This window comes from Streptomyces sp. ISL-43 (genome assembly GCF_018614195.1).
Classification (GTDB): domain Bacteria; phylum Actinomycetota; class Actinomycetes; order Streptomycetales; family Streptomycetaceae; genus Streptomyces.
In genome coordinates this window covers 158,583-183,100 of the sequence record NZ_JAGGOT010000029.1, presented here as the reverse complement: position 1 = coordinate 183,100, position 24,518 = coordinate 158,583, and the positions used below count along the sequence as shown (strand labels likewise).

Genomic DNA, 24,518 nt, shown 5'->3' with positions numbered 1-24,518 from the left:
CCGGAACCCGCGAGCACGTAGGCTCCTCTTTCGATCGAAAGCAGTCCCACCCCGCCCCAACGGGGTCAGCACCAAACCGGAGAGCAACCGCACATGTCGCACTCACCCGACGGACAGCAGCAGCCGTACCCTCCGTACCCGCCGCAGGGGCAGCAGCCCCACTACGGCGAGCCGCAGTCCTTCGGCGCACCGCAGTCCTACGGTGAGCCGCAGTCCTACGGTGACCCCGAGTGGCACGAGGACCAGCGGCGGCGGCCCTCGCGGGTCCGGCGGTGGGTGATCGCGGGTGCCTCCGTGCTCGCGCTGGCGGGTGTCGCGGCGCTCGTGCTGAACCACTACGAAGTACCGCCCTTCACCGACAAGGGCGAGGCCGTCTCCTTCGGGAAGCCGCCCGCGGGCTCCACCGGGGGCGGGAGCGGCGGCACCGTCAAACCGCCGGCGAACTCGAAGATGTCGATGCCCACGGACCCGACGGCCGTCTTCAAGAACACGATGACACTGCCCGACGGCACGCACGTCGCCGTCACCACGCTGGACGGCAAGAAGTCGGGCTTCAAGGGCAAGGTCTGGGTCTGGGCTCCCAAGGAGTACAACGACCCGAAGTTCGCCAAGAGCGGTTTTCCGGTCATGATCGCGCTCCCGGGCGGCGCCGGCTACCCGAGCAACTACTGGATGGGCACCGACCTGGGCCTGCAGACCAGCATCAGCAAGTGGTACGGCGAGGGCAAGAGCAAGCCCTTCATCCTCGCCATGCCGGTGCTGAACCCGGGTCCCGACGACAAGGGCGTCTACTGGGACGGCTCCGACATCCCGGACCAGCCCAAGATGGGCACCTGGCTGACCGACGACGTCCCGGACCTGATGCGGGCGAACTTCCGCACCGTCAAGTCCCGTGACGGCTGGGCCTACATGGGCTCCTCCACCGGCGGCTTCGCCAGCCTGAAGTCCGTTCTGAAGTACCCGGAGAAGTTCAAGGCCGCGATCTGCTCCGGTCCGGACATAGTGCCCGACTCCTCGCTGTGGAAGGGCCACGACAAGGAGAAGGCGGAGAACAACCCCGAGCTGCTGGCCAAGCAGCTGATCGACAAGAAGGGCCCGGACGTCTACCTGGCCTTCCAGGTCGGCACCAACGAGTCCAACAAGAACACCCTGCCGAACGTGGAGAAGTTCATCGCCACCTACGGCAAGGGCCCGGTCCACACCGAGCTGAAGATCATCCAGGGCGGCCAGCACAACGCCAAGACCTACGTGCCCAACATGGGCGAGGGGCCGATCCAGTTCATCAGCAAGGTCATGGAAGGACCCGTGGAGTAACCAGCCCCGGTTCCACCGACCCCGGCCCGCCGAACACCTTCGGCGGGCCGCCGCCGTTCCAGGGCTCCCAGCCCGGGTCCCCGTCCACGGCGAAGCGCACCCAGGCCGCGTGCATCTCCTCGGCCAGCCCCTGCGGAGCGTCCGGCCCGGCCAGCCAGGACGCCTCGGGCACGGCCAGGGTGTCGAAGACGAAACCCAGCTCCAGCGCGTGGCAGGACCCGAGGCCCGGGACCCCGGACGGCCACGCGAACTCGTACACGAAGCTGGGCGCGTCGCGCCCCGGCGCCCCGGCCAGGGCGCGCAGCGGGTCGCGCAGCAGCCGGTCGGTGAGCAGGTGCCCGGCGAGGTCGGCCGGGCCGGCGCCGGGCCGCTCGGCGCGCAGCGCCCGTACGGAGCCGCGGTCCTTGCCGCTGCGGATCCGGCCCAGGGTCACGGCGAGCGGGCCCAGCCGGTCCAGCAGCCGCATCCCGCCGGTCGGGGCCAGCCAGAGCCGGTGCTCCTCGGCGGTCCAGCCGAGGAGCAGCGGTACGGCGGTGCCGGCGGCGGCTTCGAGCGGGTCCACCGGCAGTGTGTCCGGGTCGGCGACCAGCCCGAAGGCGGGGCCGCCGACCAGCGGCGAGGACCGGCGCAGTACGGCGGCCTGGGCGGCGAGCAGGTCGGGCAGCGCGGTGGCGGCGAAGGCCTCGGCGGTGGCGGGGACCTTGAGCAGCGAGGCCATCCGCCGGGCCATGGCGCGGACCCGTTCGCGCGCCAGCACCTCGGGAGGGCCGCTCTGCAGGACGGCCCGGTGGAAGAGTCCGGCGGCCCGGGGTGCGGCGAGGAGGGCGCCGATGCTGATGGCTCCGGCCGACTCGCCGAAGACGGTCACGCGCCCGGGGTCGCCGCCGAAGGCCTCGATGTTCTCCCGCACCCAGGTCAGGGCGGCGATCTGGTCGAGCAGGCCGCGGTTGGCGGGGGCGTCGGGGAAGAGCCCGTAGCCGAGGACGCCCAGGCGGTAGTTGACGGAGACGAGCACGACGCCGTCGCGGGCGAAGGCGGAGCCGTCGTAGACGGGGACGGCGGAGGAGCCGCGGGTGAGCGCCCCGCCGTGGATCCAGACCATGACCGGCAGCCGGGCTCCCGAGGACTCCCCGCCCTCGGGTGCCGGGGTCCACACGTTGAGGTTCAGGCAGTCGTCCCCGGGGATCTCCGGATCGGACAGCAGCGCCGCGAACGGGTCGGGGTAGGGCACCTTGGGCGCGGTGGGACCGTACGCACCAGCGTCGCGTACGCCGTCCCACGGTTCGGGGGGTACGGGCGCGGCGAAGCGGCGGGCGCCTACGGGCGGGGCGGCGTAGGGGATGCCCCGGAAGACGGCGATGCCGCCGGGGCCGTTCCGGCCCTCGACCACGCCGTGCGCCGTGCGGGCCCTGGGGCGGGCACGGTCCTGGGCTGCGCTCGCCGCTGCGGGCATCGTGTCCTCCTGGGTCCTGGGGTCGCGGGTCCGGGTCCGGGTCCTGGTGTACGGGTCCGGGCGTCCGGGGGTGGTCGGCGCCTGCGGTCCGCGCTCCCGGTGCTCTGGGGGCCGCTGAATCCGGTGTTCCGCGCTCCGTCCGGTCGCACGGTCGCACAGGCGCACGACGGGTGACAAGGCGTGACCCCCTCCGGGGCGGACCTGGTTGGACCGGGCATGCGATCCCTCTCTCTCCACCTCACCGTTCGGAGCCTCCTGCGGGCCGGATCGGTCCCGGTCCTGCTGCTGGCGGCCACGGCCGCCGCGGCGTCCGGCAGCGGTGCGCACGCCGCGGACGGCCCGACCGCCGCCCTCGGGACGCCGCCGGCCGTCGGGCCCGAGTTCCAGTACCTGGGTACGGACGACCAGCCGCACAGCGTCACCTCCCCCAAGGGCTGCCTGGCCGCGAAGGGCGGCGGCGGGCGCGCGGTGACGAACAGGACGCGCGGCTCGGTCGCGCTCTACCGGGAGCCGGGCTGCGCGGGCTCGCCGGTGGAGGTGCTGCCGCCGGGAGCCGTCATGCCGGTGCGGCCCTACTTCGCCTCCGCCCGGTTCGGGATCACCCGGTAGGCGCAGGGGCCGTGACCCTTGGGCTGCCGCCGCGTTGTATGCCATGTCAAACGCCGCAACTTCTGTTTCTGCGGCAACCCCATTTCTCACGAGGAGATCTTGATGTCGCGTATCGCGAAGGCATTCGTCATCACCGCTGCCGCCGGTAGCGCCCTGGCCGCCGGCGCGGGTCTGGCGGCTGCCGATGCCGGAGCGCACGGTGCGGCTGTCGGCTCCCCCGGTGTCCTGTCGGGCAACCTGCTCCAGGTTCCGGTTCACGTCCCGGTCAACGTCTGCGGCAACACCGTCAACGTGATCGCCCTGCTCAACCCGGCGTTCGGCAACACCTGCGTCAACGCGTCGGGTGGCGACCACCACACCGAGGGCAACTACGGCGGCTGATCGCCCTGTGCCACGAAGGGCCCCCGATCCTTAAGTTCTAGTGGTCGTTGCAACACCCCAGCTCAGGGGATGCGATGGACTTCAAGATCCGGGAGGACCGGAGGCCGCAGGGACCCAGGAAACTGATCCAGGAGCGGGAGGAATACTTCCGGCTTGTGGATCAAGGAATGGGTTACTCCGAGGCTGCCCAGGCCGCCGACATCAACATCCGGACCGGCAAGCGATGGCGCAACGGACGTGGCGCCTCGGGCAACAAGAAGGCGGCACCACCGATCAACGCGGTGGTGCCGCTGCCCGTTGAGGCGCCGCCCGCGCCCTCGCGTTACCTGGGCGAGGCGGACCGCATCCACATCGCCGACCGGCTGCGGGAGAAGGCCACGGTCCGGGCCATCGCGGCTGAGCTGGGCCGCAGCCCGTCCACCGTCAGCCGGGAGATACGCCGCAACCGGCACCCCTTGAACGGCCAGTACCGGCCTCACGCCGCTCAGGCACGCGCCGTCGCCCGCCGGCCCCGTCCCAAGGTCGGGAAGATCGGCCAGAGCCGTGAACTGCGGGACTTCATTCAGGACCACCTGGCCCTGAGATGGAGCCCCGAGCAGATCTGCCAGGTTCTGCGCGGACGCTTCCCCGACCGGCCGGAGATGCACGTGACCCACGAGACCGTCTACCAGGCTCTCTACGTTCAGGGCAGCGGCGAACTCCGCCGCGAGCCGCTCTGGCTGACACGGTCCAGACCCTCCCGCCGCACCTGAAGCGGTCCCTCACCTGGGACCAGGGCTGCGAGATGGCCTCCCATCACGCCTTCACCCTGGCCACCGACGTCCCGGTCTACTTCTGCGACCCCGCCAGCCCCTGGCAGCGCGGCTCCAACGAGAACACGAACGGCCTGCTGCGGCAGTACTTCCAAGGGAACCCACCTGTCCGTCCACACCCGCGCGGACCTGGACGCCGTCGCCGCTGAACTCAACAGCCGCCCACGCAAGACGCTCGGCTGGGAAACCCCAGCCGAGCGCCTGTCTGAACTGCTCGCGGCTTGATCAACTCACCACGTGTTGCGACGACCCCTCGAATCTGCCATCCGGCGGGGGCCCTTCCCCGTGTCCCGGTGCGCCGGAACACCGGTGTGTGCGCCGCCCGGCTCCCCGGCCTCCACCGGGGGGCCGCGGTCACTCGTAGCGGTAGGAGTCCTGGTGGCCGAGCATCTCGCGCGGGGTGACGTCCCACGGCGGCATCGGCTCGTCGAGGGCGATCACCCGGCCCCGCTGGAGGTCGCCGCGGGCGAGCGGGGCGGCGGGCAGATAGCCGGAGTCCGGGTGCCTGCGCTGCCAGCGGTCCCAGAGCAGGTCCACGAAGGCGTGGTGCAGCCAGAACGCCGGGTCGTTGGGCGCGGTGCCGCCCGTCATGTGGCCGCCGATCCACTGGTGGACCTTGTTGTGATTGCGCCACTTCTCGCTCTTCGGCGCGGCCCAGCCCTCCAGCTTGTTGCGGAAGCCTCCGCCGGCGGCCGTCGAGTCCCAGGGCGAGGAGTCGTACACCGGGTCCTCGATCGCCCACTGGAGCTCGGCCCGGTTCGGCAGGCTGATCGGGTCTTGCGGCCGGCCCAGGTTGCGGGTGAGGAAGCGGGATTCCGTGATGCCCACGGTCACCGTCCAGTTGCCCGTGCCGTAGGCGAACGGGCCGGTCATCACCTGCCGGTCGCTCGCGCGGCCGGTCCCCCCGAGGAAGTCGTCGGCCCACAGGGAGGAGGCCGGGCTGTTGTCGGCGGTCCAGTCCCAGTACGGGATGCTGACGCCGGGGTCGATCTTCTGCAGCTGCCGCTCGAACTCCAGCAGGTAGCGCCGGTGCCAGGGAAAGAAGGACGGTGACATGTGCCCGACGCGCAGCTTGCGGTCGCGGTCGGGGACGAAGTATTTGTCGTGGGTGCGCACGAAGGCGTCGTAGGTGCCGTTGCGCTTGAGCCCCAGCACGGCCGCCGTGAACCGCTTCTTCTGCGCGCTGGTCAGGCTCTTCTGGTTCTGCCGGGTGTACAAGGCCCGCTACTCCTGTCCGCCGTGGTGGGCCGCCGCGAAGGCCAGCTGGTTGGTGCCCAGTTCGTCGACGGCGGCGCGGGCGAGCTCCAGCGGGGTGCCGTAGGACTGGAAGTGGTTGATCCCGCTGAGGTAGCTGCCGTCGGCGCGGCGCATGACGTGCAGGGGGCGGCCGTCGATGCGGACCCCTGCGAGGTCCACCGCGATGTGCCGGCCGCGGTATGTCTCCTCGGTGAGCGGCGCCGGCGTGAGGGTCTGCCGGGGCCTGCGGGCCCGCAGTACGGGGGCCAGGGCCGCGGCCGTGCCCGCGAACACGGCCGCGGTGAAGGCCGTGCGAAGAACCGCGCGGCGGGTGAGTGGTGCGGCGGCGGGTGCTGCGTACATACGGTCTCCCTCGCTCGGTGGCCGGTGGCTACGGGTCTAACGCGGCGCGGCGGGCGAGGTCACCGGAGAGCCCCTAATGCGTGGTGTGTTTGTAGTAGAGGGTGGTCGCCACGAGGCGGCCGGCCGGGTCGGTGGCGTAGTCGGGGATGGAGCCGGCCGCGGTCCAGCCGGCGGCCCGGTACACCCGCTCGGCCCCGCTGCCGCTCTCGGTGTCCAAGAACAGGAGCACCACCCCGGCGCGGGCGGCGGCGGCCTCCGCTTCGGCGAGGAGCGCACGGCCGGTTCCGCGGCCGCGGGACCCGGGGTGGACCATGAGCTTGCGCACCTCGGCGCGGTGGCGGCCGTTGGGCTTGGATTCCCGGCTCCAGCTGATGGTGCCGTCGACCCGGCCGTCCGGCCCTCTGGACACCCACAGCGCGAGGGAGCCGTCCTCGACGGCGGGGAGCAGGGAGTCCCACCAGGCGGCGGCCGCCGCGTGGTCGAGGTCGGCGAGGAAGCCGAGGGAGGCGCCGGCGCGTACGACGGCGAGGAGGAGGTCGGCGAGTTCCTCGCGGTGGGCGGTCAGACCGGCGGGGTCGATCCGGGTGGGGGAGGCGTCCATGCGCCGAGGATAGGGATCAGCCCGCGACGCGCTGGAGGCGGGGCAGGTGCGGGTCGCGCAAGACGGCGGTCATGCGCAGGCCGAAGACCAGGGCGGCGGACACGACGGTGCCGACGGCCATGCCGAGGAGGTAGAGGGCGTGCAGCGTGGTGCGCCTCCTTCACGGGGCGGGCGGTGCGGGCGGGGGCAACCTGTAGAGGTTGCCGTACCGGCCCGCACCGCCGCATCGGCCGTTCGGCCGGGCCGGGCGCCAGGCCAGGCCCTACGGGGCCGGCGCCGGGAGTTCCGCGAAGTCCGCCACCAGGCCGCGGTGGTGGCCGGCCGTGCCGAGGGCCAGGGAGTCGGCCTTGGCCCGCTTGAGGTAGAGGTGGGCGGGGTGTTCCCAGGTCATGCCGATGCCGCCGTGCAGCTGGACGCACTCCTCGGCAGCCCGGACCGCGACGCCCGAGCAGTAGGCCTGGGCCACGGCGACCGTGAGCGGTGTGTCGGGGGCGCCGGTCGCGAGGGCGTCCGCGGCGGCTCTGGCCGCCGCCCGGGCGGAGGCGACGTCGAGCCAGAGCCGGGCGAGGCGGTGCTTGAGGGCCTGGAAGGAGCCGAGGGGCCGGTTGAACTGGTGGCGGGCGCGCAGGTGCGCCACCGTCTGCGTCAGGCACCACTCGGCGAGCCCGAGCTGTTCCGAGGCGAGCAGTCCGGCCGAGGAGAGCAGTGCTCCGGCGATGGCCGCGCGGGCGGTGGCCGGGTCGGCGAGCCGGGTACCGGCGGCCGCGTCGAAGGTGACGGTGGCCAGCGGCCGGGTCAGGTCCAGGGCCACGAGCGGGGTGAGCGAGACACCCGCCGCGCCGGCCGGGACGGCGTACAGCCCGGTGTCGGCGAGGACCAGCAGCACGTCGGCGGAGACCGCGTCGGCGACGGAGGTGACGGTACCGCTCAGTGTCCCCGCGCCCGTCCCGGTGCCGGGGCCGGCCCCCGCGCCCGTGTCCCGGACCGGCGCCGGCAGGGGGGCGCCGGGGGCCAGGGTCAGGGGCAGCGCGGGCGCGCAGATCTGCCGGCCCGCCGCCAGCTCCCGTAGGAGGTCCGCGGATTCGGCGCCGTCACAGCCGAGCAGGATCTCCGTCGCCAGGACCGCGCTGGTGAGGTAGGGGACGGGCGCCGCGGCCCGGCCGAGCTCCTCCAGCACCACGGCCGCCTCCCGGTGGCTCGCGCCCTGGCCGCCGAGCTTCTCCGGTACGAGCAGTCCCGCCGTGCCGATGTCGGCGGCGAGCACCCGCCACAGCGCGGGGTCGTGCGGGCGGCCGCTCTCGATCCGGGCGAGGATGCCCGCGGCGTCGCAGCGGGAGCCGAGCAGGGAGCGTACCGCCGTGCGGAGTTCCTCCTCCGCCTCGGAGTACAGCAGGTCCAGGGGGGCGGCGCTCGGGGAGTTCCGTGCGGTCATCGGGCCAGGTCCTTCCACGCGATGTCCTTGTCGTCGCGCGGTTCGGCGGGCAGGCCGAGGACGCGTTCGGCGACGATGTTGAGGAGGATTTCGCTGGTGCCGCCCTCGATGCTGTTGCCCTTGGCGCGCAGGTAGCGGTAGCCGGCGTCGCGGCCGGTGAAATCGACGATCTCGGGGCGGCGCAGGGTCCAGTCCTCGTACGACAGGCCTTCCTCGCCGAGGAGTTCCACCTCCAGTCCGCTGATCTCCTGGTTGAGGCGGGCGAAGGTGAGCTTCATCCCCGAGCCCTCCGGGCCGGGCTGTCCGGCGACGAGCTGCTGGCGCAGCCGCTCCCCGGTGAGGCGGGCCACCTCCGCCTCGACCCACAGCTCCAGCAGCCGCTGGTGCAGGGCGTGCGTACGCAGCTCCGGTCGCTCGCGCCAGGCGGCGGCGACCGGGGCGATCATGCCGCCCTCGCGCGGGATCCGCATGCCGCCGATGGAGACGCGCTCGTTCATCAGCGTGGTGCGGGCGACGGCCCAGCCCTGCCCGACCTCGCCGAGGCGGTGGGCGTCGGGGATCCGGACACCGGTGAGGAAGACCTCGTTGAACTCGGCCTCGCCGGTGATCTGGCGCAGCGGGCGCACCTCTACGCCGGGCGCGGTCATATCGCACAGGAAGTAGGTGATGCCCTGGTGCTTGGGCAGCGCGGGGTCGGTGCGGGCGATCAGGATCGCCCAGCGGGCGGTGTGGGCGCTGGAGGTCCACACCTTCTGGCCGTCCACCACCCAGTCGTCGCCGTCGCGCACCGCGCGCGTGCCGAGTGCGGCCAGGTCGGAGCCGGCGCCGGGCTCGCTGAAGAGCTGGCACCAGACTTCCTCACCGATCCACAGGGGGCGCAGGAAGCGCCGCTTCTGCTCCTCGGTGCCGTACGCGAGGATCGTGGGCGCGGCCATGCCGAGGCCGATGCCGATCCTGCGCGGATCGTTGTCGGGGGCTCCGGCGGCCTCCAACTCGGCGTCCACGACGGCCTGGAGGGTGCGGGGCGCGCCGAGTCCGCCGAGGCCTTCGGGGTAGTGCACCCAGGCGAGTCCGGCGTCGAAGCGGGCCCGCAGGAAGTCCTCGCGGCCGGTGGTGGCGGGCGGGTGCGCGGCGAGCAGTTCCCTTACGCGGACGAGCAGTTGCTCGGGGGTGAGCGCGGCGGCCGTCATCGGGAGCCCCCGCTCGGGGTCGGTACGACGACCAGCCGGCCGGTGGTGGTCCCGTCGGCGAGGCGCTGCACGGCGTCGGCGGCCCCGGCGAGCGGGACGCGCTCGCTGACCAGCGGTTTCACCGTGCCTTCGGCGGCGAGGCGGGTGAGCTCCGCGTGGCAGGCGGCGATGGCCGCCGGGTCCTTGGCGGCGTAGAGGCCCCAGTGCAGGCCGAGGATCGCGTAGTTCTTGACGAGGGCGTGATTCAGCGCCGGGGCGGGGATGGTTCCGCTCGCGAAGCCGACGACGACGATGCGGCCCTCGAAGGCCACGCACTTGGCCGAGGCGGTGTAGGCGTCGCCGCCGACCGGGTCGTAGACGACGTCGGCGCCGCGCCCGCCGGTGAACTCCTTGACGCCGGAGACGATGTCCTGCGTCGTGCGGTCGATGACCAGGTCGCAGCCGAGCTCCTCGGCGGTGCGCGCCTTGGCCTTGCCGCCGACGACGCCGATGACGGTGGCGCCGGCGGCCTTGCCCAGCTGGACGGCGGCGCTGCCGACCCCGCCGGCGGCGGCGTGCACGAGGAGGGTCTCGCCGGCCCGCAGGCCGGCCCGGCGGTGCAGGCCGAACCAGCCCGTCTGGTAGCCGATGTGCAGAGCGGCCGCTTCGGCGTCGTCGAGGGTGTCCGGAGCGGGGAGCAGGGCCCGCGCGGGGGCGGTGACGTACTCGGCGAAACCGCCGTGCGGCAGGCTCGGGTTGGCGATGACGCGGCGGCCGTCCTCGGTCTCGCCGCAGATCTCGACCCCGGGCGTGAAGGGCAGCGGGGGGCGGATCTGGTACTGGCCGCGCACGAGCAGCGCGTCGGGGAAGTTGACGTTGGCGGCGAGCACCTTGAGCCTCACCTCGCCCTCGCCGGGCACTGGTTCGGGAACCTCTTCGAGGCGCATGGCCTCGCGGGGCTCGCCGGGGGTGTGTACTCGCCATGCCTGCATCCGGGGCCTCCAGCCGCCGACGGGGAACCACGCCTCGCGGCATACTAAGCGGTCGCTTGCGTCCCTGGGAACCAGTTGGAGACCACGGGAACCGGTCCGTCCGGAACCACCTGCGGCAATCCGGCCACCTCCGTCCCCCTTTCGGGCAGCATGCGACACGAGCACGTCAGTGCCGCATATGGCTTCACGGGCCACCGCACGTCCTGGGGGGAAGCACCACATGAGAAGAAGCATGTCAGCGGCCGGAGCCGCCATCGTCCTGGCGGGCCTCGTCACGGCCGCCGGTCCGGCCGCGGCGGCGCCGGCCGCGGCGGCGCCGGCCGCGGCGGCGCCGGCCGCGTCCACCTGCGTGCCGGGCGTCGTCAGCCTGCCGGCCCTGCCCGGGGGACCCGCGGGCACGGGGGCCGTGAACGGCCTCGGGGCGGGCGGCCTCGCGGTCGGCACCAGCCTCGGCCTGCCCGCCTACTGGACGGCCGACCGCACGGTCCACGCCGTCCCGCTGCCGGACGGCTTCCAGTCCGGCACGGTCACGGCCGTCAACACCAAGGGGCTGATGGTGGGCACCGTGGAGCGCTCCGCGGACCACGCCCGGGCCGCCTTCACCTACCGCCGGGGCGACGCGGCGGTCCGGCTGCTCACCGCCGCCGCCACCGCCACCACCTTCGGGGCCGACGTCAACGACGCGGGCCACGTGGTCGGCATGGACGCCGGCGGGCCGAAGGAGTGGGTGAACGGTGTCGCGGTCCGCGAGCTGCCGGTGCCTGCCGACGCGCACCCCAGCACGAAGATCGTCTCGGTCGACGGGATCAACAAGCGCGGAGACGTGCTCGGCACCGCCCATACGGAGTACACGGACTGGGAGAACGACCAGCTCGTCAGTACGACGTTCCCGGTCGTCTGGCCGGCCGGCGGCGGCTACCCGCCGTACAGCCTCCCCGTCTGGACCGAGACGTACTGGACGACCGGCACGCAGGCGAGCGGCATCGACGACCGGGGCCGCGTCATCGGATTCGAGGAGGAGAACTACCGCGAGCTGCGGCGCCGTACCCCGGCCGTCTGGAAGAAGCCGTACGACGCCCCGCCCGCCCGCCCCGGCCTGGTCTCCGGCTACGAACACCTCACCTTCGACGCCGTCAGCCCGACCACGAACGTGACGGTCGGCTCGGCCGTCACCTTCGTCGAGGGGTACGCGCGCTACGTCCGGGCCGCCTACTGGCCGGGCACCGGGGCCCCGCTGGCCCTCCCGAACCCGGCGGGCGCGAGCACCGACGTCAACACCGAGGCCCTGGCCGTCTCGGACGACGACCGGGTGGGCGGCGCCTTCCGCGATCTGGCCACCGGGGCGAACGCCGCCGTGATCTGGACGTGCGCGAGCAAGCAGGCGTACGCACCGCCGAAGTAGCGGGCCGCAGGTCCGCGGACGACCGGCCGGGGCGCGGCCGCCGACCGCCCCCGGCCGGTTTCCCGCGGCACGGGCATGGTGATCTGAGCGCCCGCACGCTATCGATGGGCCGCATGGAGAACCCCTTGCGCGGGCTGCCCGCGCCGCCGCCGCTCGGCTCCGCCGCCCTGCCGCCCGGTACGTTCACCGGCCAGGTCGCGCTCGTGACCGGCGGCGGGACCGGGCTGGGCAAGGCCATCGCCACCGAATTCGCGCGGCTCGGCGCCGACTTGGTGATCGCGGGCCGCCGGATCGAGCAGTTGAAGGCGGCCCAGGAGGAGTTGGGGGCCGTACCCGGCGCGGGACGGGTGACGGCCGCCGTCTGCGACATCCGGGACCCGGAGCGGGTCTCGGAGGTCTTCGACGCGGCCGAGGCCGCCTTCGGCCGGCCGCCGGACGTGCTGGTCAACAACGCCGCCGCCAACTTTCCCTGCCCGGCCGAGGACTTGTCCCCCAACGCGTGGCGGGCGGTGGTCGACATCACCCTGACCGGCACCTGGTTCGTGACCCGCGAGTTCGGCCGCCGCCACCTCGCCGCGGGCAGCGCCGGGTCCATCGTGAACATCGGCGCCTCGTACGCCTGGACGGGCGGGCCGGGATTCGCCCACAGCGCCGCCGCCAAGGCCGGGGTCAAGAACCTCGTGGAGACGCTCGCCGTCGAGTGGGGCCCGTACGGCATCCAGATCAACGGCCTGGTCCCCGGCTTGTTCCCGCACGCGGACATGACCACGGACATCCGGGGCGGCCTGGAGCGGGCCGCCCCGGACGCCAAGGACGCCAGACAGCCCGCACTACGGGTGGGCGCACCGCGCGAACTGGGCTGGGCCGCCACCTTCCTGGCCTCGCCCTACGCCCGCTTCATCACCGGCCACACCCTGGTGGTGGACGGCGCGAACTGGCAGCGCAGAGCGCTGGTCAACCCCGAAGTGGTACCGGTGCGGGAGCAGTTGGGCCGCGGCCCCTTCACCCCGTGAAACGGCCGGATTCACGGGAGGCCGCGGCCGGTCGGTGAGCAGCGCGCAGCGCGTGCCGGAGGCGGCTCCGGTAGCGAGGCGGGCATATGTCATGTCTGGCGAGCCACGCCGCCGTGGCACGTCATGCCAAGATGCGGCGGTGTGGCACATTGGTTGCTCGATCCGTCCTCAACGACCCCGGAGGTGCTGCGGTGAGCACGGCGAGTACGGCCAGTACGGGACGTCCGTCGCTGACGGAACGGCGCAGGGAGGCCACGCGGTACGAGATCGCGGAGGCCGCCTCCGCACTGTTCTCCGAGCGGGGTTACGAGGCCACGACGGTCGATGACATCGCGCGGGCGGCCGGCATCTCGCTGCGCACCTTCTACCGGTACTGCCCGGCCAAGGAGGACGCGCTGACCCCGGTGCTGACCGCCGGGGTGGCCACCCTGGTCGAGGAGCTCGCCCTGCGCCCCGCCTCGGAACCGGTCACCGAAGCGGTCCAGGCCGCCTTCACCACCGCGACGGCGGGCGCGCGCTACGAGGAGCCGGGCCAGACGGTCCGCCTCATCCGGGTGATGAGCGCCGTCCCGGAGATCCGCCTGCGCTGGCTCGCGGCCGCCCGCGCGATGCAGGACCGGCTGGTCCCGGTCCTCTCGGTCCGCACGGGCCGCCCCGAATCCGCCCTGGAGACCCGCGTCCTGGCCGCCGTCCTCATCGACGCGGTCACGGTCGCCCTCGAACACTGGGCCGCGGAGGGCGGCCGCGAGCCCCTCCCCGCCGTCTCGGCCCGCGCCCTCGCCCTCCTGCGCCTGGAGGAGTAGGCGGAGCAACCCGAGGAGCGGGCCCGGCCTCGAAGCCTCAGCCTCCCGTGAAGTGCGGGGGCCGGCGCGCCGCCTTGGCGGTGTAGCCCTCGCGGGAGTCCTCCGAGGTGAGGGTGAGGGCCGCCGTCATCGCGACGCGGTCGAGCGCCGCCGGGAGCGCGGCGTCCGCGTAGGAGTCGATCGCCCGCTTGATGCCCTGGACCGCGAGGGGGGCGTTGGCCGCGATCTCCGCCGCGAGAGCGCGGGCGGTGTCCGCCAAGTCACCGAGCGGGACGACCTGTTGGACGAGGTTGAGGCGGTGGGCCGTTTCCGCGTCGATGCGCCGGCCCGTCAGGGCGAGGAACTTCGCCCAGCCGGCGCCCGCCTCACGGGCGATGCGCAGATCGCCGCCCGCGTCCACGGCGACGCCCAACCGGGCCTCGGGCAGAGCGAAGACGGCGTCCTGCGCCGCCACCCGGATGTCGGCCATCAGCGCCAGCTCGAAGCCGAATCCCAGGCAGTAGCCCTGCACGGCCGCCACCACCGGCTGCGGCAGGCGGGCGAGGACGGCGAAGCGTTCGTGGACCCAGCGGATGCCCTCGTAGTAGTTGCGGTTCCGGCCGGCCGCCGACTCCCCCGTGATCGCCCCGCCGGGGGCCGTCACGTCGATCCCCGCGCAGAAGGCCCGGCCCTCGGCCCGCAGCAGGACCGCGCGCACCGCCGGGTCGAAGCGGATCCGGTCCGCCAGCAGGCCCAGCTGGCGCGTGGACTCCCAGCTCCAGCCGTTGAGTTTGTCCGGCCGGCAGAGGGTGAGTTCCGCGATCCCGTCCGCGACTTCGAGACGGATCCGTTCCTCACCCTCCGCGATCTCCGTGCTGATGGTGTCGATCACCCGGACACCCTAGGACGCGCCGGTCAGCGCGGGAAGACCTCGAACGCCACCGCCGGGCGGCCGCCGAACCGGGCCGCCGCCTGCTGGGCGTTGCCCGTCAGGAAGGCGCGCACGTACGTCTCGGGGTCCTCGTCCGTCAGCACCTCGATGTACGCCTTGTGCTCCATCAGGGACTTCACCGAACGCTCCATGCCCGGCCCGGCGTCCGCCGCGTGCGTCGGAGTGGCGGTGCCGGACACCGCGACCCAGCGGACGCCGTTCCACGGCTCCAGGCCCTGATCGGTGAGGAGTTCGGGGAAGATCCAGCGGTTGCCGGCGTCACCCGCCGCGTCGAGGGTGGCCCGGCCGACCGCCTTGTGGTCGGGGGTGTTCCACCAGCCGCCGCCCTCGGCTCCGCCCCACGTGTCGCGGTGGTTCATGGTGATGACCAGCTCGGGGCGGTGCCGGCGGATGGCGGCGGCGATGTCCCGGCGCAGGTCGAGGCCGTACTCGATCACCCCGTCGTGGTAGTCGAGGAACTCCACCGTGGGCACCCCGACGACGGCCGCGCTCGCGCGCTGTTCGGCCTCGCGCAGCGGGGCGCACTCCGCGGGGGCGATGGTGTCGATGCCCGCCTCGCCGCGCGTGGCGAGCAGGTAGACGACCTCCCGGCCGCCGTCCGTCCAGTCCGCGATGGCCGCCGCGCAGCCGTATTCGAGGTCGTCGGGGTGCGCCACCACCGCGAGCGCCCGCGTCCAGTCGGTGGGCATGGGCTCCAAGGGCGCGGGCCCGTGCAGTTGTTCAGTCATACCTCGCACAATAGGCGAATGGACAGACACGGGCAGGTAGTGGCCCTGCTCGACGCCTCCGGAACGTTCTTCGAGCCGGCCCGCACGGCGTTCCCCGGGGCGGGCGGCGCCGACTGGGCGCGGGCAGCGCTCCTGGACCCCGGCGCGGCGGGTCCGGACGGCGCCTGGCGACTGGACTTCCGGTGCTTCGCCGTGTCCCGGCCGCACGGCCGCTGGGTGCTCGTCGACGCGGGGGTCGGCCCGGCGCACGGGCCGGCGGCCGGTTGGGCCCCGGTCCCGGGCCGGCTGCCCGCCGCGCTCGCGGAGGCCGGGATCGGCCCGGCCGACGTGGAGGCGGTGGTCCTGACCCACCTGCACGAGGACCACACGGGCTGGACCCTGGACGCGGCCGGCCGGCCGTTCTTCCCGGCCGCGCGGTACCTCGTACAGAGCGCGGAGGTCTCGGCCCTGGACCGGGCGGATCCCGTCTGGGACTGGGTGGTCGCGCCGCTGCGGGCCACGGGGCAGCTGCACGAGGTGTCCGGGGTCCACCGGCTCGCCCCCGGCCTGACCCTGCTCCCGACGCCCGGGCACACGCCGGGCCACCAGTCGGTGCTGGTGGAGCAGTCCGTCCCGGGCGGTTCCGCCCGGGACGTGCTGGTCACCGGTGACGTACTGGTCCATGCCGTGCAGCTGGCCGCTCCGTGCGTCCCGTACTCGCACGAACGCGACCGGGCCGCCGCCCGCGCCTCCCGGGAGGAGCTGCTCGCCCTGTCCGTGCGCCGCGGCGCCCTGCTGGCCACGGCGCACCTGACCCGCGCCTTCGTGGATCCGGCCGTACCGGGCACACCGGAGACGCCGGAGACGCCGGAGGCAGCGGAGCCGGCGGACGGGTAGGGCTACCGGGTCAGAGCTCGTCCCGTACGAGCGCCAGCAGCCGGTCCAGGACGCGGGGGCCGCCGGCGCGGACGCCGTCGTGTTCGAACTCGTCCGTCACCCACGTCCTCAGCCCCCGGATCGCCCGGGCGGTGGCCAGGGAGTGCGCCGTGTCCACGTACATGTCGTCGTGGTAGACGGCCGCGGCCACCGGCACCTCGTTGGCGGCGAGCCGCGCCGGGTCGTACAGCGGCGCCCAGCCACTGCGGGCGACCAGCCGTTCGGCGGTCTCCCGCAGCGGGGCGAGCGCCGGGTCGGAGGTGAAGTGCCAGGGGTGGATGGTCTCGCCGGTGAAGTACAGCGCGTCGTCGCCCGCGAGGGACTTGGCGGCGTCGAAGCGCGGGTGGCCGGCGCGCACCAGGTCGGCGGCCCAGCCGATGGGCGCGCCCGGATCCTGGGCGTAGATCGCCTCGTGGAGCAGCGCGTACAAGGGGTGCCCCGCGAAGGAGAGTTGGGCGTGCGCGGCCTCCAGGAAGGCGTCGGAGAGGGCGGGCCCGGCCGCCGTGGGGACGAAGGCGTCCTCCAGCAGGTAGTGCAGCTGGTGGCTGCCGTCCGAGACGCCGAGGAGGAGGCCGAGGGACTGGAAGGCCTCGACCGTCAGGCGGTAGCCGCCGGGGAGTTCGGCCGGCTGCTCGGCGAGGTGGGCGGCGATCCGGCGGGCGCGCTCGACGTCCATGGGGTAACGGGCGTAGTGCGCGCGGTTCTTGCGCTCTACGCGGGGGTACGCGGCCTCGTACACCTCGGCCGCCGTCGCGTCGAGGGAGGGCAGCCCGCCGGTGATCAGGGCGGCGGTCAGCCCCTCGGGGGCGGCGCACAGGTAGTGGGTGACGCAGAAGCCGCCGAAGCTCTGGCCGAGGACCGTCCAGGGCGCGCCGCCGGTGAGGAGGGGCCGGATTGTCTCGGCGTCGCGCACGATGGAGTCGGCGCGGAAGTGTGCGAGGTAGTCGGCCTGCCGCTCCGGGGTTCCGCGCAGGGGCAGGGTCTGCCGGTTGACCGGGGTGGAGCGGCCGGTTCCGCGCTGGTCGAGGAGGAGCACCCGGTACTCGGACAGGGCCCGTTCCAGCCAGGCCTGTCGGCCGGTGAACCGGCGCGCGCCGAAGCCCGGACCGCCCTCCAGGTAGAGCATCCAGGGCAGGGACTCCGGGTCCTTGCCGGTGGCGACCAGCTCGCGCGCGTACAGCTCGATCCGCTCGCCGTCGGGGCGGGTGTGGTCCAGCGGGACGGTGAAGTGGTGGTCGGTGAGGACGACACCGGGCTGGCGGTAGCTGGCACTGGCGGTCACGGACGGCCCCTCGGGTACCTATGCCCCGGCCGGGTCGCGGCCGGGGTACGGATTGACGGTGCCGCCGAGTCTAGTACGGGCCGACAAGTGCCACTGGCCCTTACCGCAGTGCCCCTTACCGCAGTGCCCCTTCCCGCCGGTCCCGTTCCACCGTGCGGGCCGACGGGAGGCCGGGGGCCGGGCCGGATCGGAACCGGATCAGAACTCGACCACCGAGCGGAGCACCTCGCCCCGCTCCATCCGCTCGAAGGCCGCCTCGACCCCGTCCAGGGCGATCCGCTCGGAGACGAACGCGTCGAGGTCGAGCCGCCCCTGCAGGTAGAGGTCGACGAGCAGCGGGAAGTCCCGCTCGGGCAGGCAGTCCCCGTACCAGGAGGACTTCAGGGCGCCGCCGCGCCCGAAGACGTCCAGCAGCGGCAGTTCGAGCCGCATCTCCGGCGTCGGGACGCCGACGAGGACCACCGTGCCGGCCAGGTCGCGCGCGTAGAACGCCTGCCGGTACGTCTCGGGGCGGCCGACGGCCTCGATGACCACGTCCGCGCCGTTCCCGCCGGTCAGCTCCTGGATGGCCTTGACCACGTCCTCGGTACCGCCGTTGACGGTGTGCGTGGCGCCGAGCCCCCGCGCCCATTCCAGCTTCCGGTCGTCCAGGTCCACGGCGATGATCCGTGAGGCTCCGGCCAGCCGGGCCCCGGCGACGGCGGCGTTGCCCACTCCCCCGCAGCCGATGACGGCGACGGAGTCGCCGCGCCCTACGTTGCCGGTGTTCAGGGCGGCGCCGAGACCGGCCATGACCCCGCAGCCGAGCAGTCCGGCGGCGGCCGGCGAGGCGGCCGGATCCACCTTGGTGCACTGGCCGGCGGCGACGAGGGTCTTCTCGGCGAAGGCCCCGATGCCGAGGGCCGGGGAGAGCGGGGTGCCGTCCTCCAGGGTCATGGGCTGGGTGGCGTTGTGCGTGGCGAAGCAGTACCAGGGGCGGCCGCGCTTGCAGGCCCGGCAGCTTCCGCACACCGCACGCCAGTTGAGGACGACGAAGTCGCCGGGGGCGACGGAGGTGACGTCCGGGCCGACCGATTCGACGACCCCGGCGGCCTCGTGGCCGAGCAGGAAGGGGAACTCGTCGTTGATCCCGCCCTCGCGGTAGTGCAGGTCGGTGTGGCAGACCCCGCAGGCCTGGACCCGTACGAGCGCCTCGCCGGGCCCCGGATCGGGCACGAGGATCGTCGTGGTCTCCACCGGCGCGCCCTTGCTCCGGGCGATGACCCCTCGTACGCGATGCGTCACTTGCTACCCCGATCTCGATCACGGTCTGGTCGGCCGGCAGGTCCTGTCGTCGGTCGGTCCCGCGAAGGATCCGCCGGTCAGGCCAACGTACACGCGCATTCCCGCGTACGGGAATTGCCTCACGAACCGGCGCGCGGGGTGGCCAGTTCCGGTGGTACCGCCGCGCGCAGGGCCGCGGCGAAGGCGGCCACGGCGGGGTGGGCGGCGGCCCCGCTGCGGAAGGCCACCTTGGTACGGCGCTCCATGAGGAGGCGGGTGAGCGCGACGGCCGGGTCCGCGGGTCCGGTGATCCCGAGCTGCGGCACCACGGCCACCCCCTGGCCGGCCGCGACCAGCGCGAGGACGGTGGCGAACTCGTCCACTTGATGGCGGATCCTCGGCGTGAATCCGGCGGCCTGGCAGGCCCGTACGGTCATGGCGTGGCAGAGCGTGCCGGGTGTGGCGGTGATCCAGGGTGCGTCGGCGTGGGTACGGAGCGTCGCACCCTGATCGGCTCCGACGGCCGGGCCGGGACCCGCCGGACCCGCCGGGGCCACCGGGGCCGCCGGGGCCGTCGGGGCGGAGGGGGCCTCGGGGTCGGCCGGTGCCGCCAGGTACATCGTCTCCCGGCAGAGCGGCTCCGCCGCGAGCCCCGGCTCGTCCGGCGCGGGGACGAAGTCGTACTCGTGGATCAGGGCCACGTCCAGGTCCCCGGCCCGCAGCGCGTGCGCGACGGCCGCCGGGTCGGTCTCCGACACCATCGGCTCCAGCCCCGGATGGCGGCGGGCCAGAGCGGCCAGGGCCGCCGGGACGATGGCCCGGGTGGCGGTGGGGAACGACCCGATCCGCAGCGCTCCGGCCAGACCGCTGCGGGCTTCGGCGAGATCGGCGTCGGCCTGTTCCAGCAGTTCCAGCACCGCTTCGGCGTGCCGGACCAGGTTCTGGCCTGCGGGGGTGAGCCGGACCCGGCGGCCGGTGCGCTCCAGCAGGGGCAGGCCGGCCTCGCGTTCCAGGACGCCGAGTTGCTGGGACACGGCCGAAGGGCTGAAGGAGAGCGCCTCGGCCACGGCGGCGATGGTCCCCCGGCGGGCGAGTTCGCGCAGCAGGCGCAGGCGTCGTACATCGAGCATCGGCTCAGCTTACGGGTCGAGTAAGAAACGCGAACTGGATTCGACGCTCGGGGCACGCCAGGCTCGACGCATGACACAGAACGGCCTGACACCGGCCCTCCCCGCGCACCGCTCCAGCGCGCACCCTTCCACCGGGCACGACGCGACCACGGACGGGCCGCACGGGATCCACGTCCCGTTGATCACCCCCTTCACCGCCGCCGGCGACGTGGCCGCCGGGGCGCTGGAGGCGCTCGCCCACGAGGTGCTCGACGCCGGCGCCACCGGGATCGTGGCCCTCGGCACCACCGGCGAGGCGGCCACCCTCGACGAGGCGGAGCGCGACCTCGTCGCCGACGTCTGCGCCCGGGTGTGCCGGGAGCGGGGGGCGTACCTGAGCATCGGCGCCGGGGCGAGCGGGACCCGGGCCGCCGAGGAGTCCCTCGCCAGGCTGAAGCACTGGCCCGAGGCGCGGGCGGCGCTGGTGACCGTGCCGTCCTTCGTCCGGCCCTCGGCCGCCGGAGTGCTCGCTCACTTCACGCGGCTGGCCGAGGTGAGCCCCGTGCCGCTGATCGTCTATCACATCCCCTACCGGACCGGGCAGCCGCTGGACGCGGCCGCGCTGCGTGCGATCGGGGCGCTGCCCGGGGTGGCCGGGGTGAAGTACGCGGTCGGCTCCGTGGACCAGGACGCGGTGGCGCTGCTCGGCGATCCGCCGGAGGGCTTCGCGGTGCTGGCGGGCGACGACGCGTACGTGTCGCCGATGCTCGCGCTCGGCGCGGCGGGCGGGATCCTCGCCTCGGCGCATCTCGCGACGGCCCGGTTCGTCGAGCTCGACGCGGCCTGGCGGTCCGGCGACGCGGGCCGGGCCCGCGCCCTGGGCCACGCGCTGGCCCGGCTGGCCGCGGCGGCCTTCACCGAGCCCAACCCGACGGTCGTCAAGGGGGTGTTGTACGCACAGGGCCGGATCCCGACGCCCGACGTACGCCTCCCCCTGCTGCCGGCGAGCGCGGAATCGGTCGCGTCGGCGCAGCGGGAACTGGCTCGCCTGTAGGGGTATGGCCAACGCCGTCTACCACAACCTCCTGCATTCGGGGCCGAGTTGCGGATGGAGCCGACAGCCCGCCGGGAGGTGTGCCCAGAATGCGTCATGACCAGTGAGGTACCTCCCGGGCGCGAGCACCTCTACATGAACGTCGAGCCCGTGGCGCACCCGGTGGCCGCGGCGCAGGAGGCCGACGCCCGCGACGCGGCGCGGAGGTACACGCGCTACATCATCCGGGGACCCCTGTTCGGGATCGCCTGCCAGGACGTGGGCGGCGGGCACCGGTGGCGGGTGCTGACCCCGGTCACGTGCGGGGTCCCGCAGGACGCGCGCGACAGCCTGAACTCCGCCCTGTGGTTCCGGGCCAAGGACGGCACCGACGACCGGGCCGTCCGCCGGGAGCTGCTCGCGGCCGTGGCGCGGCTGGAGGCGGAGCGGGTCGACGAGCTCACGGCGGCCGGCACCCGCTACCGGGTGATGCGGTGCGACGAGATCATCTACAGCAACGACGAGGGCCCCGAGCCGCCCCGGCCCACCGATCCGGAGCCGGCCGAGCGCGACTGGGAGCCGGGGACCCGTGATCCGGAACCCGACGCGGGCTTCGTGATCGATCACATCGCGGCGACCGGCGTCATGGAGGCCACCGAGCGCCTCGCGCTGATCGGCCTGCACTACCGCAGCCCCCGCTACCCGGCCGACGTACGGGCCGACTCGCGGCGGGCGCTGCGCACCCACTCCGGGACCGTGCTGCTGCCGACCGCCTACCGGGTGCTGGAGCGCACCAGCGGGGGCTGGGAACCGGTGACCGTGCCGCTGGCCACTCCGCACGCGGCGCGCCGGGCGCTGGTGCACATGCTGACCTTGCTGTGGCCGACCGTCCACGAGCTGCCGGAAGTGCGGCGGGCCGGGTACGCCCGGGTGGCGGCGGAGTTCCGGGCCGCCGGCGGCGCCGACGCGGTGCGGCTCGACGACGGGCGGGAACTGCTGGTCGTACGGATGCGCCGGGTGGTCCGGATCGGGCCCGACGGTCCGGAGGCCGTGCGGCCGTCGGACGAGCAGGAGGACGGGTGCGGCCCCGGCAGGATCCACCCCTCGATGAACGAGGACGGCACGGTCACGCACGAGACCTGATTGGCCCCTGATGGGCGATTCGCCGCCAACGGGCGGGTCGTCCGAATCAAGCCCGGCGACGGGCGACTTGCCCGAATTGGGGAGCCGCCCGTCCGCCCGTGATGTGGGTCACGCGCACCTCGCCAACATCATTTCCCCGAGAAGGCCGATTCCCTTTTCCCGGCGGGAAATTCGCTAATTCCCGGATCTCCTTTCAAGGTCATCCACCGAGGACCCGGCGAAAAGTTGATCTCCCGGTCCAATTCGTGTCTTGTTCCCGCCCCGCGAACTGACTTACGGTCGCCTCGTTCCCGGTGGTCAGCTGCCGAATCCGGTCTCCGCCAGGGCTCTCCCGTACCCCCCCACGTGAGGAATTCCGCCATGTCCGCAAAGGGAAAGCACCGCCGGCCGAAGCAGCACCACGCACTCACCCGCAAGCTGGCCCTGGCCGGCACGGGCAGCGCGGCGCTGGCACTTCCGCTGATCAGCGCGACCACGGCCGGAGCCGCCGAGGTGACCGCCGCTCCGATGACCTATTCCGTGGTCAGCGGCGACACCCTGAGCAAGATCGCGGCCGAGCACTCCCTCAGCGGCGGCTGGCAGCAGCTCTACGAGGCCAACAAGAACATCGTCGGAGCCAACCCCTCGGCCATCCGCCCCGGCCTGAAGCTGAACCTGGGCACCGCCGCTCCCGCCGCCGCTCCCGCCGCCGCTCCCGCCGCTGCCTCCACCGGGTACGCGAACAACCTCGACGGATGGATCCGGCAGTCGCTCGCCGTCATGGCGGAGCACGGAATTCCCGGCACCTACGAAGGAATTCACCGCAATGTGATGCGGGAATCCTCGGGGAATCCGATAGCCATCAACAACTGGGACTCCAACGCGGCGGCCGGCATACCCTCCAAGGGGCTGCTCCAGGTCATCGACCCCACCTTCCGCGCTTATCACGTCCCGGGCACGTCCATGGACTCCTACGACCCGGTGGCCAACATCACGGCCGCCTGCAAGTACGCGGCCGCGCGCTACGGCTCGATCGACAACGTCAACGGCCCCTACTGATCCGGGCGGGGGCGGGGCGCAGCAGCGGACGCGCGGGTCTCAGGCCCCCACGCGCTTGCGGTACGCCGCTCCCAGCTCGCTCACGTCCACCGAGGCGTGCACCACGACACCGGGCGCGTTCGCCCCGGTGGAGGTGTACTTGGGCAGCAGCGCGAGCACGGCCTCGCTCAACTCGGCCTTGACGGCCTCGGTCCGGCCCGCCAACAGGCCCACCTGGACGTGGACGAGTCCGTTCTCGGGCGCGCCGTCGGCCACGTACACCTCCTCGACGCACCGGAAACGGGTCTTGCAGGTCTCGACGCTGGTGTCGGCCAACTCGGCGGTCAGCGGGTGCAGCGCGAGCGCGAACCCTCGGCGGTCGAAGGCTTCGGACAGGTTCGCCGAGTAGTCGACGGTGATCTGCGGCATCGGGCGCTCCAGCGTTCGCGGTGACCCGGTCGGGTCGGGTCCCCGCATTCTCGCCGACCCCCGCGGACCTCGGCGCTACGGCCGGCCCTCGGCGCTACGGCCGGCCCTGGCGGCGGGCCGTGGCCCTGGCTCGGGCCAGGGTGCGCAGCGGCGCCGCGAAACCGTAGCCGACGTCCTTGCGCAGGGCGCCCGCTCCGGCCCGCTCCACCGCCGCGAGCTGGTGTTCCATGAGCTCCGTCATCGTCACCGCCACCGCCCGCAGCCCGGGTTCGGTGAGGTCGAGGATGCCGTCTGCGGCGGCGAGGGCAGTACGGGCGCGGCCGCACTCGGCGGCCAGCAGTTCCCGTACGGCCGGGGTGTCGCGGGCCTGTTCGAGATCGGCCCGGGTCACGGAGTGCTCGGCGAGCCGGGCCCGCGGAATGCAGAGCCGGCCGTCCGCAAGGTCCCCGGCGAGGTCCGCGAGGAAGTCGACCCGCTGGGCCGCGTCCACGAACCGCCGCCAGGCCGCGGCCTGTTCGGCGTCGGGCCCGCCCTGGTACTGCAGCCCGGTGAAGACCAGCACCCCGGGCCAGGCGTAGGCGTCGAGGTAGCCCTGGAACTCCTCCTCGCCGGCGAAGCCGTCGAAGACCGCCTCCGCCGTGGCGGCTCCGCCGAGGAACCGGAAGACCCACTCCGCGGGCAGGCCGCGGGAGTCGACGGCGTGGGCGTAGGCGCGCAGCAGCGGATCGGGGCTGTCCCCGGTCTCCAGGGCATGGCGCACATCGGCGGTCAGCTGCTCCAGTCCGGCGGCCCGCTGCCGCGGAGTCCCGGTCTCGGCGACGTCGTCGACCCGGTTCATGAAGGCGAGTCCGGCCGCCAGCCAGGGCACGAGCGGCGGTGCGGCCAGCAGGCGCAGGGCCGCGTAGGGCGCGGGCTCCCGGCGCAGGACCCGGCGGGCCGCGTGCGTGTAGTCGGCGCGGATCCGGGGGCCGGAGATCCCGGCCGCCGTGAGGGTGTTCCGCCAGGTGGGCATGGTGATGGTGCTCCGCTTCGTGTGCTGTCGGTTCGTCCGGTGCGCTCGGGTCCCGGGTGGTCCGGGGTCCCGGGTC

24 protein-coding genes and 1 pseudogene are annotated in these 24,518 nt (G+C 73.6%); 11 read left to right on the top strand and 14 right to left on the bottom strand.

Translation table 11 applies throughout. The features are described from left to right. Positions 1-93 precede the first annotated feature (93 nt). Positions 94-1,314, top strand: a complete 1,221-nt coding sequence (locus J7F03_RS16970; RefSeq protein WP_214950258.1) for an esterase family protein — start codon at positions 94-96, stop codon at positions 1,312-1,314. Here J7F03_RS16970 and J7F03_RS16965 read toward each other — a convergent pair. Next, entirely contained in the window at positions 1,292-2,767 is a 1,476-nt protein-coding gene (locus J7F03_RS16965; RefSeq protein ID WP_214950256.1) for a carboxylesterase/lipase family protein, read from the bottom strand. The genes J7F03_RS16970 and J7F03_RS16965 overlap by 23 nt on opposite strands. 216 nt (positions 2,768-2,983) lie before the next feature. On the opposite strand from J7F03_RS16965, the gene J7F03_RS16960 reads away from it, so the two are divergent. The 3 genes and pseudogenes from J7F03_RS16960 to J7F03_RS16950 all read left to right on the top strand — a co-directional run bounded on the left by J7F03_RS16960 (position 2,984) and on the right by J7F03_RS16950 (position 4,794). Beyond that, positions 2,984-3,376, top strand: a complete 393-nt coding sequence (locus J7F03_RS16960) for a hypothetical protein (protein ID WP_214950254.1) — start codon at positions 2,984-2,986, stop codon at positions 3,374-3,376. 102 nt (positions 3,377-3,478) lie between these two features. After that, positions 3,479-3,757 (top strand): chaplin, encoded by a 279-nt coding sequence (locus J7F03_RS16955; RefSeq protein WP_214950252.1) that lies wholly within the window; start codon positions 3,479-3,481, stop codon positions 3,755-3,757. Positions 3,758-3,831: 74 nt separating this feature from the next. Beyond that, positions 3,832-4,794 (top strand): annotated as a pseudogene (locus J7F03_RS16950) (IS30 family transposase). Positions 4,795-4,923: 129 nt separating this feature from the next. Here J7F03_RS16950 and J7F03_RS16945 read toward each other — a convergent pair. The 6 genes from J7F03_RS16945 to J7F03_RS16920 form a co-directional block, all read right to left on the bottom strand. Then, positions 4,924-5,787 (bottom strand): tyrosinase family protein, encoded by an 864-nt coding sequence (locus J7F03_RS16945; RefSeq protein ID WP_214950250.1) that lies wholly within the window; start codon positions 5,785-5,787, stop codon positions 4,924-4,926. Between the two features lie 6 nt (positions 5,788-5,793). Beyond that, the gene (locus J7F03_RS16940) at positions 5,794-6,168 is read right to left on the bottom strand and encodes a tyrosinase cofactor (RefSeq protein ID WP_214950249.1); all 375 of its coding nucleotides are present in this window, start codon (positions 6,166-6,168) and stop codon (positions 5,794-5,796) included. Positions 6,169-6,241: 73 nt separating this feature from the next. Further along, positions 6,242-6,769 carry a GNAT family N-acetyltransferase gene (locus tag J7F03_RS16935; RefSeq protein ID WP_214950248.1) on the bottom strand — a complete coding sequence of 176 codons (528 nt, stop codon included), beginning with the start codon at positions 6,767-6,769 and terminating at the stop codon, positions 6,242-6,244. Positions 6,770-7,031: 262 nt separating this feature from the next. Continuing rightward, complete coding sequence (locus tag J7F03_RS16930; protein WP_214950247.1) at positions 7,032-8,201, bottom strand: acyl-CoA dehydrogenase family protein; 1,170 nt, start codon at positions 8,199-8,201, stop codon at positions 7,032-7,034. Beyond that, positions 8,198-9,391: an acyl-CoA dehydrogenase family protein gene (locus tag J7F03_RS16925; protein WP_214950246.1), complete on the bottom strand. Its 1,194-nt coding sequence runs from the start codon at positions 9,389-9,391 to the stop codon at positions 8,198-8,200. The genes J7F03_RS16930 and J7F03_RS16925 overlap by 4 nt, the downstream gene beginning before the upstream one ends. Continuing rightward, the gene (locus J7F03_RS16920) at positions 9,388-10,362 is read right to left on the bottom strand and encodes an NADPH:quinone oxidoreductase family protein (RefSeq protein WP_214950245.1); all 975 of its coding nucleotides are present in this window, start codon (positions 10,360-10,362) and stop codon (positions 9,388-9,390) included. Before J7F03_RS16920 ends, J7F03_RS16925 begins: the two co-directional genes overlap by 4 nt. A 232-nt stretch (positions 10,363-10,594) precedes the next feature. Between J7F03_RS16920 and J7F03_RS16915 the strand changes: the two genes are divergently transcribed. The 3 genes from J7F03_RS16915 to J7F03_RS16905 all read left to right on the top strand — a co-directional run bounded on the left by J7F03_RS16915 (position 10,595) and on the right by J7F03_RS16905 (position 13,580). After that, positions 10,595-11,764 carry a hypothetical protein gene (locus tag J7F03_RS16915; protein WP_214950244.1) on the top strand — a complete coding sequence of 390 codons (1,170 nt, stop codon included), beginning with the start codon at positions 10,595-10,597 and terminating at the stop codon, positions 11,762-11,764. 113 nt (positions 11,765-11,877) lie between these two features. Continuing rightward, the gene (locus tag J7F03_RS16910; RefSeq protein ID WP_214950243.1) at positions 11,878-12,777 is read left to right on the top strand and encodes an SDR family oxidoreductase; all 900 of its coding nucleotides are present in this window, start codon (positions 11,878-11,880) and stop codon (positions 12,775-12,777) included. A 191-nt stretch (positions 12,778-12,968) separates the two neighbouring features. Next, a complete protein-coding gene (locus tag J7F03_RS16905; RefSeq protein WP_214950241.1) occupies positions 12,969-13,580 on the top strand; it encodes a TetR/AcrR family transcriptional regulator in 612 nt (203 codons plus the stop codon). A 37-nt stretch (positions 13,581-13,617) separates the two neighbouring features. Here J7F03_RS16905 and J7F03_RS16900 read toward each other — a convergent pair whose 3' ends face one another. Together J7F03_RS16900 and J7F03_RS16895 are read right to left on the bottom strand one after the other, a co-directional pair. Beyond that, positions 13,618-14,451 (bottom strand): enoyl-CoA hydratase/isomerase family protein, encoded by an 834-nt coding sequence (locus J7F03_RS16900; RefSeq protein ID WP_214950240.1) that lies wholly within the window; start codon positions 14,449-14,451, stop codon positions 13,618-13,620. Positions 14,452-14,474: 23 nt separating this feature from the next. Beyond that, positions 14,475-15,239, bottom strand: coding sequence for a PIG-L deacetylase family protein (locus J7F03_RS16895; protein ID WP_214950239.1), 765 nt, complete (start codon positions 15,237-15,239; stop codon positions 14,475-14,477). A gap of 18 nt (positions 15,240-15,257) precedes the next feature. On the opposite strand from J7F03_RS16895, the gene J7F03_RS16890 reads away from it, so the two are divergent. Further along, positions 15,258-16,115, top strand: coding sequence for an MBL fold metallo-hydrolase (locus J7F03_RS16890; protein WP_214950238.1), 858 nt, complete (start codon positions 15,258-15,260; stop codon positions 16,113-16,115). 10 nt (positions 16,116-16,125) lie between these two features. On the opposite strand, the gene J7F03_RS16885 is transcribed toward J7F03_RS16890, so the two are convergent. The 3 genes from J7F03_RS16885 to J7F03_RS16875 form a co-directional block, all read right to left on the bottom strand. After that, a complete protein-coding gene (locus tag J7F03_RS16885; protein WP_214950237.1) occupies positions 16,126-17,436 on the bottom strand; it encodes an alpha/beta fold hydrolase in 1,311 nt (436 codons plus the stop codon). A 198-nt stretch (positions 17,437-17,634) separates the two neighbouring features. After that, positions 17,635-18,720: an S-(hydroxymethyl)mycothiol dehydrogenase gene (locus tag J7F03_RS16880; protein WP_214950235.1), complete on the bottom strand. Its 1,086-nt coding sequence runs from the start codon at positions 18,718-18,720 to the stop codon at positions 17,635-17,637. A gap of 119 nt (positions 18,721-18,839) precedes the next feature. Continuing rightward, positions 18,840-19,829, bottom strand: a complete 990-nt coding sequence (locus J7F03_RS16875; protein WP_214950233.1) for a LysR family transcriptional regulator — start codon at positions 19,827-19,829, stop codon at positions 18,840-18,842. A gap of 70 nt (positions 19,830-19,899) precedes the next feature. Between J7F03_RS16875 and J7F03_RS16870 the strand changes: the two genes are divergently transcribed. The 3 genes from J7F03_RS16870 to J7F03_RS16860 all read left to right on the top strand — a co-directional run bounded on the left by J7F03_RS16870 (position 19,900) and on the right by J7F03_RS16860 (position 23,022). Beyond that, positions 19,900-20,862 carry a dihydrodipicolinate synthase family protein gene (locus J7F03_RS16870; protein WP_214950231.1) on the top strand — a complete coding sequence of 321 codons (963 nt, stop codon included), beginning with the start codon at positions 19,900-19,902 and terminating at the stop codon, positions 20,860-20,862. 96 nt (positions 20,863-20,958) lie between these two features. After that, complete coding sequence (locus tag J7F03_RS16865) at positions 20,959-21,984, top strand: DUF5954 family protein (RefSeq protein WP_214950229.1); 1,026 nt, start codon at positions 20,959-20,961, stop codon at positions 21,982-21,984. A gap of 360 nt (positions 21,985-22,344) precedes the next feature. Next, complete coding sequence (locus J7F03_RS16860; protein WP_214950227.1) at positions 22,345-23,022, top strand: LysM peptidoglycan-binding domain-containing protein; 678 nt, start codon at positions 22,345-22,347, stop codon at positions 23,020-23,022. 39 nt (positions 23,023-23,061) lie between these two features. Here J7F03_RS16860 and J7F03_RS16855 read toward each other — a convergent pair whose 3' ends face one another. Continuing rightward, positions 23,062-23,430 carry a 5-carboxymethyl-2-hydroxymuconate Delta-isomerase gene (locus J7F03_RS16855; RefSeq protein WP_214950225.1) on the bottom strand — a complete coding sequence of 123 codons (369 nt, stop codon included), beginning with the start codon at positions 23,428-23,430 and terminating at the stop codon, positions 23,062-23,064. A 94-nt stretch (positions 23,431-23,524) separates the two neighbouring features. Then, a complete protein-coding gene (locus J7F03_RS16850; RefSeq protein WP_214950223.1) occupies positions 23,525-24,442 on the bottom strand; it encodes a squalene/phytoene synthase family protein in 918 nt (305 codons plus the stop codon). Positions 24,443-24,518 lie beyond the last annotated feature (76 nt).

What these genes read in the sequence shown, in the direction of transcription:
- J7F03_RS16970 (WP_214950258.1), top strand. Translation starts at nt 94, where the DNA reads ATGTCGCACTCACCCGACGGACAGCAGCAGCCGTACCCTCCGTACCCG.
- J7F03_RS16965 (WP_214950256.1), bottom strand. Translation starts at nt 2,767, where the DNA reads ATGCCCGCAGCGGCGAGCGCAGCCCAGGACCGTGCCCGCCCCAGGGCC.
- J7F03_RS16960 (WP_214950254.1), top strand. Translation starts at nt 2,984, where the DNA reads ATGCGATCCCTCTCTCTCCACCTCACCGTTCGGAGCCTCCTGCGGGCC.
- J7F03_RS16955 (WP_214950252.1), top strand. Translation starts at nt 3,479, where the DNA reads ATGTCGCGTATCGCGAAGGCATTCGTCATCACCGCTGCCGCCGGTAGC.
- J7F03_RS16940 (WP_214950249.1), bottom strand. Translation starts at nt 6,168, where the DNA reads ATGTACGCAGCACCCGCCGCCGCACCACTCACCCGCCGCGCGGTTCTT.
- J7F03_RS16935 (WP_214950248.1), bottom strand. Translation starts at nt 6,769, where the DNA reads ATGGACGCCTCCCCCACCCGGATCGACCCCGCCGGTCTGACCGCCCAC.
- J7F03_RS16930 (WP_214950247.1), bottom strand. Translation starts at nt 8,201, where the DNA reads ATGACCGCACGGAACTCCCCGAGCGCCGCCCCCCTGGACCTGCTGTAC.
- J7F03_RS16925 (WP_214950246.1), bottom strand. Translation starts at nt 9,391, where the DNA reads ATGACGGCCGCCGCGCTCACCCCCGAGCAACTGCTCGTCCGCGTAAGG.
- J7F03_RS16920 (WP_214950245.1), bottom strand. Translation starts at nt 10,362, where the DNA reads ATGCAGGCATGGCGAGTACACACCCCCGGCGAGCCCCGCGAGGCCATG.
- J7F03_RS16915 (WP_214950244.1), top strand. Translation starts at nt 10,595, where the DNA reads ATGTCAGCGGCCGGAGCCGCCATCGTCCTGGCGGGCCTCGTCACGGCC.
- J7F03_RS16910 (WP_214950243.1), top strand. Translation starts at nt 11,878, where the DNA reads ATGGAGAACCCCTTGCGCGGGCTGCCCGCGCCGCCGCCGCTCGGCTCC.
- J7F03_RS16895 (WP_214950239.1), bottom strand. Translation starts at nt 15,239, where the DNA reads ATGACTGAACAACTGCACGGGCCCGCGCCCTTGGAGCCCATGCCCACC.
- J7F03_RS16890 (WP_214950238.1), top strand. Translation starts at nt 15,258, where the DNA reads ATGGACAGACACGGGCAGGTAGTGGCCCTGCTCGACGCCTCCGGAACG.
- J7F03_RS16875 (WP_214950233.1), bottom strand. Translation starts at nt 19,829, where the DNA reads ATGCTCGATGTACGACGCCTGCGCCTGCTGCGCGAACTCGCCCGCCGG.
- J7F03_RS16870 (WP_214950231.1), top strand. Translation starts at nt 19,900, where the DNA reads ATGACACAGAACGGCCTGACACCGGCCCTCCCCGCGCACCGCTCCAGC.
- J7F03_RS16865 (WP_214950229.1), top strand. Translation starts at nt 20,959, where the DNA reads ATGACCAGTGAGGTACCTCCCGGGCGCGAGCACCTCTACATGAACGTC.
- J7F03_RS16860 (WP_214950227.1), top strand. Translation starts at nt 22,345, where the DNA reads ATGTCCGCAAAGGGAAAGCACCGCCGGCCGAAGCAGCACCACGCACTC.
- J7F03_RS16855 (WP_214950225.1), bottom strand. Translation starts at nt 23,430, where the DNA reads ATGCCGCAGATCACCGTCGACTACTCGGCGAACCTGTCCGAAGCCTTC.
- J7F03_RS16850 (WP_214950223.1), bottom strand. Translation starts at nt 24,442, where the DNA reads ATGCCCACCTGGCGGAACACCCTCACGGCGGCCGGGATCTCCGGCCCC.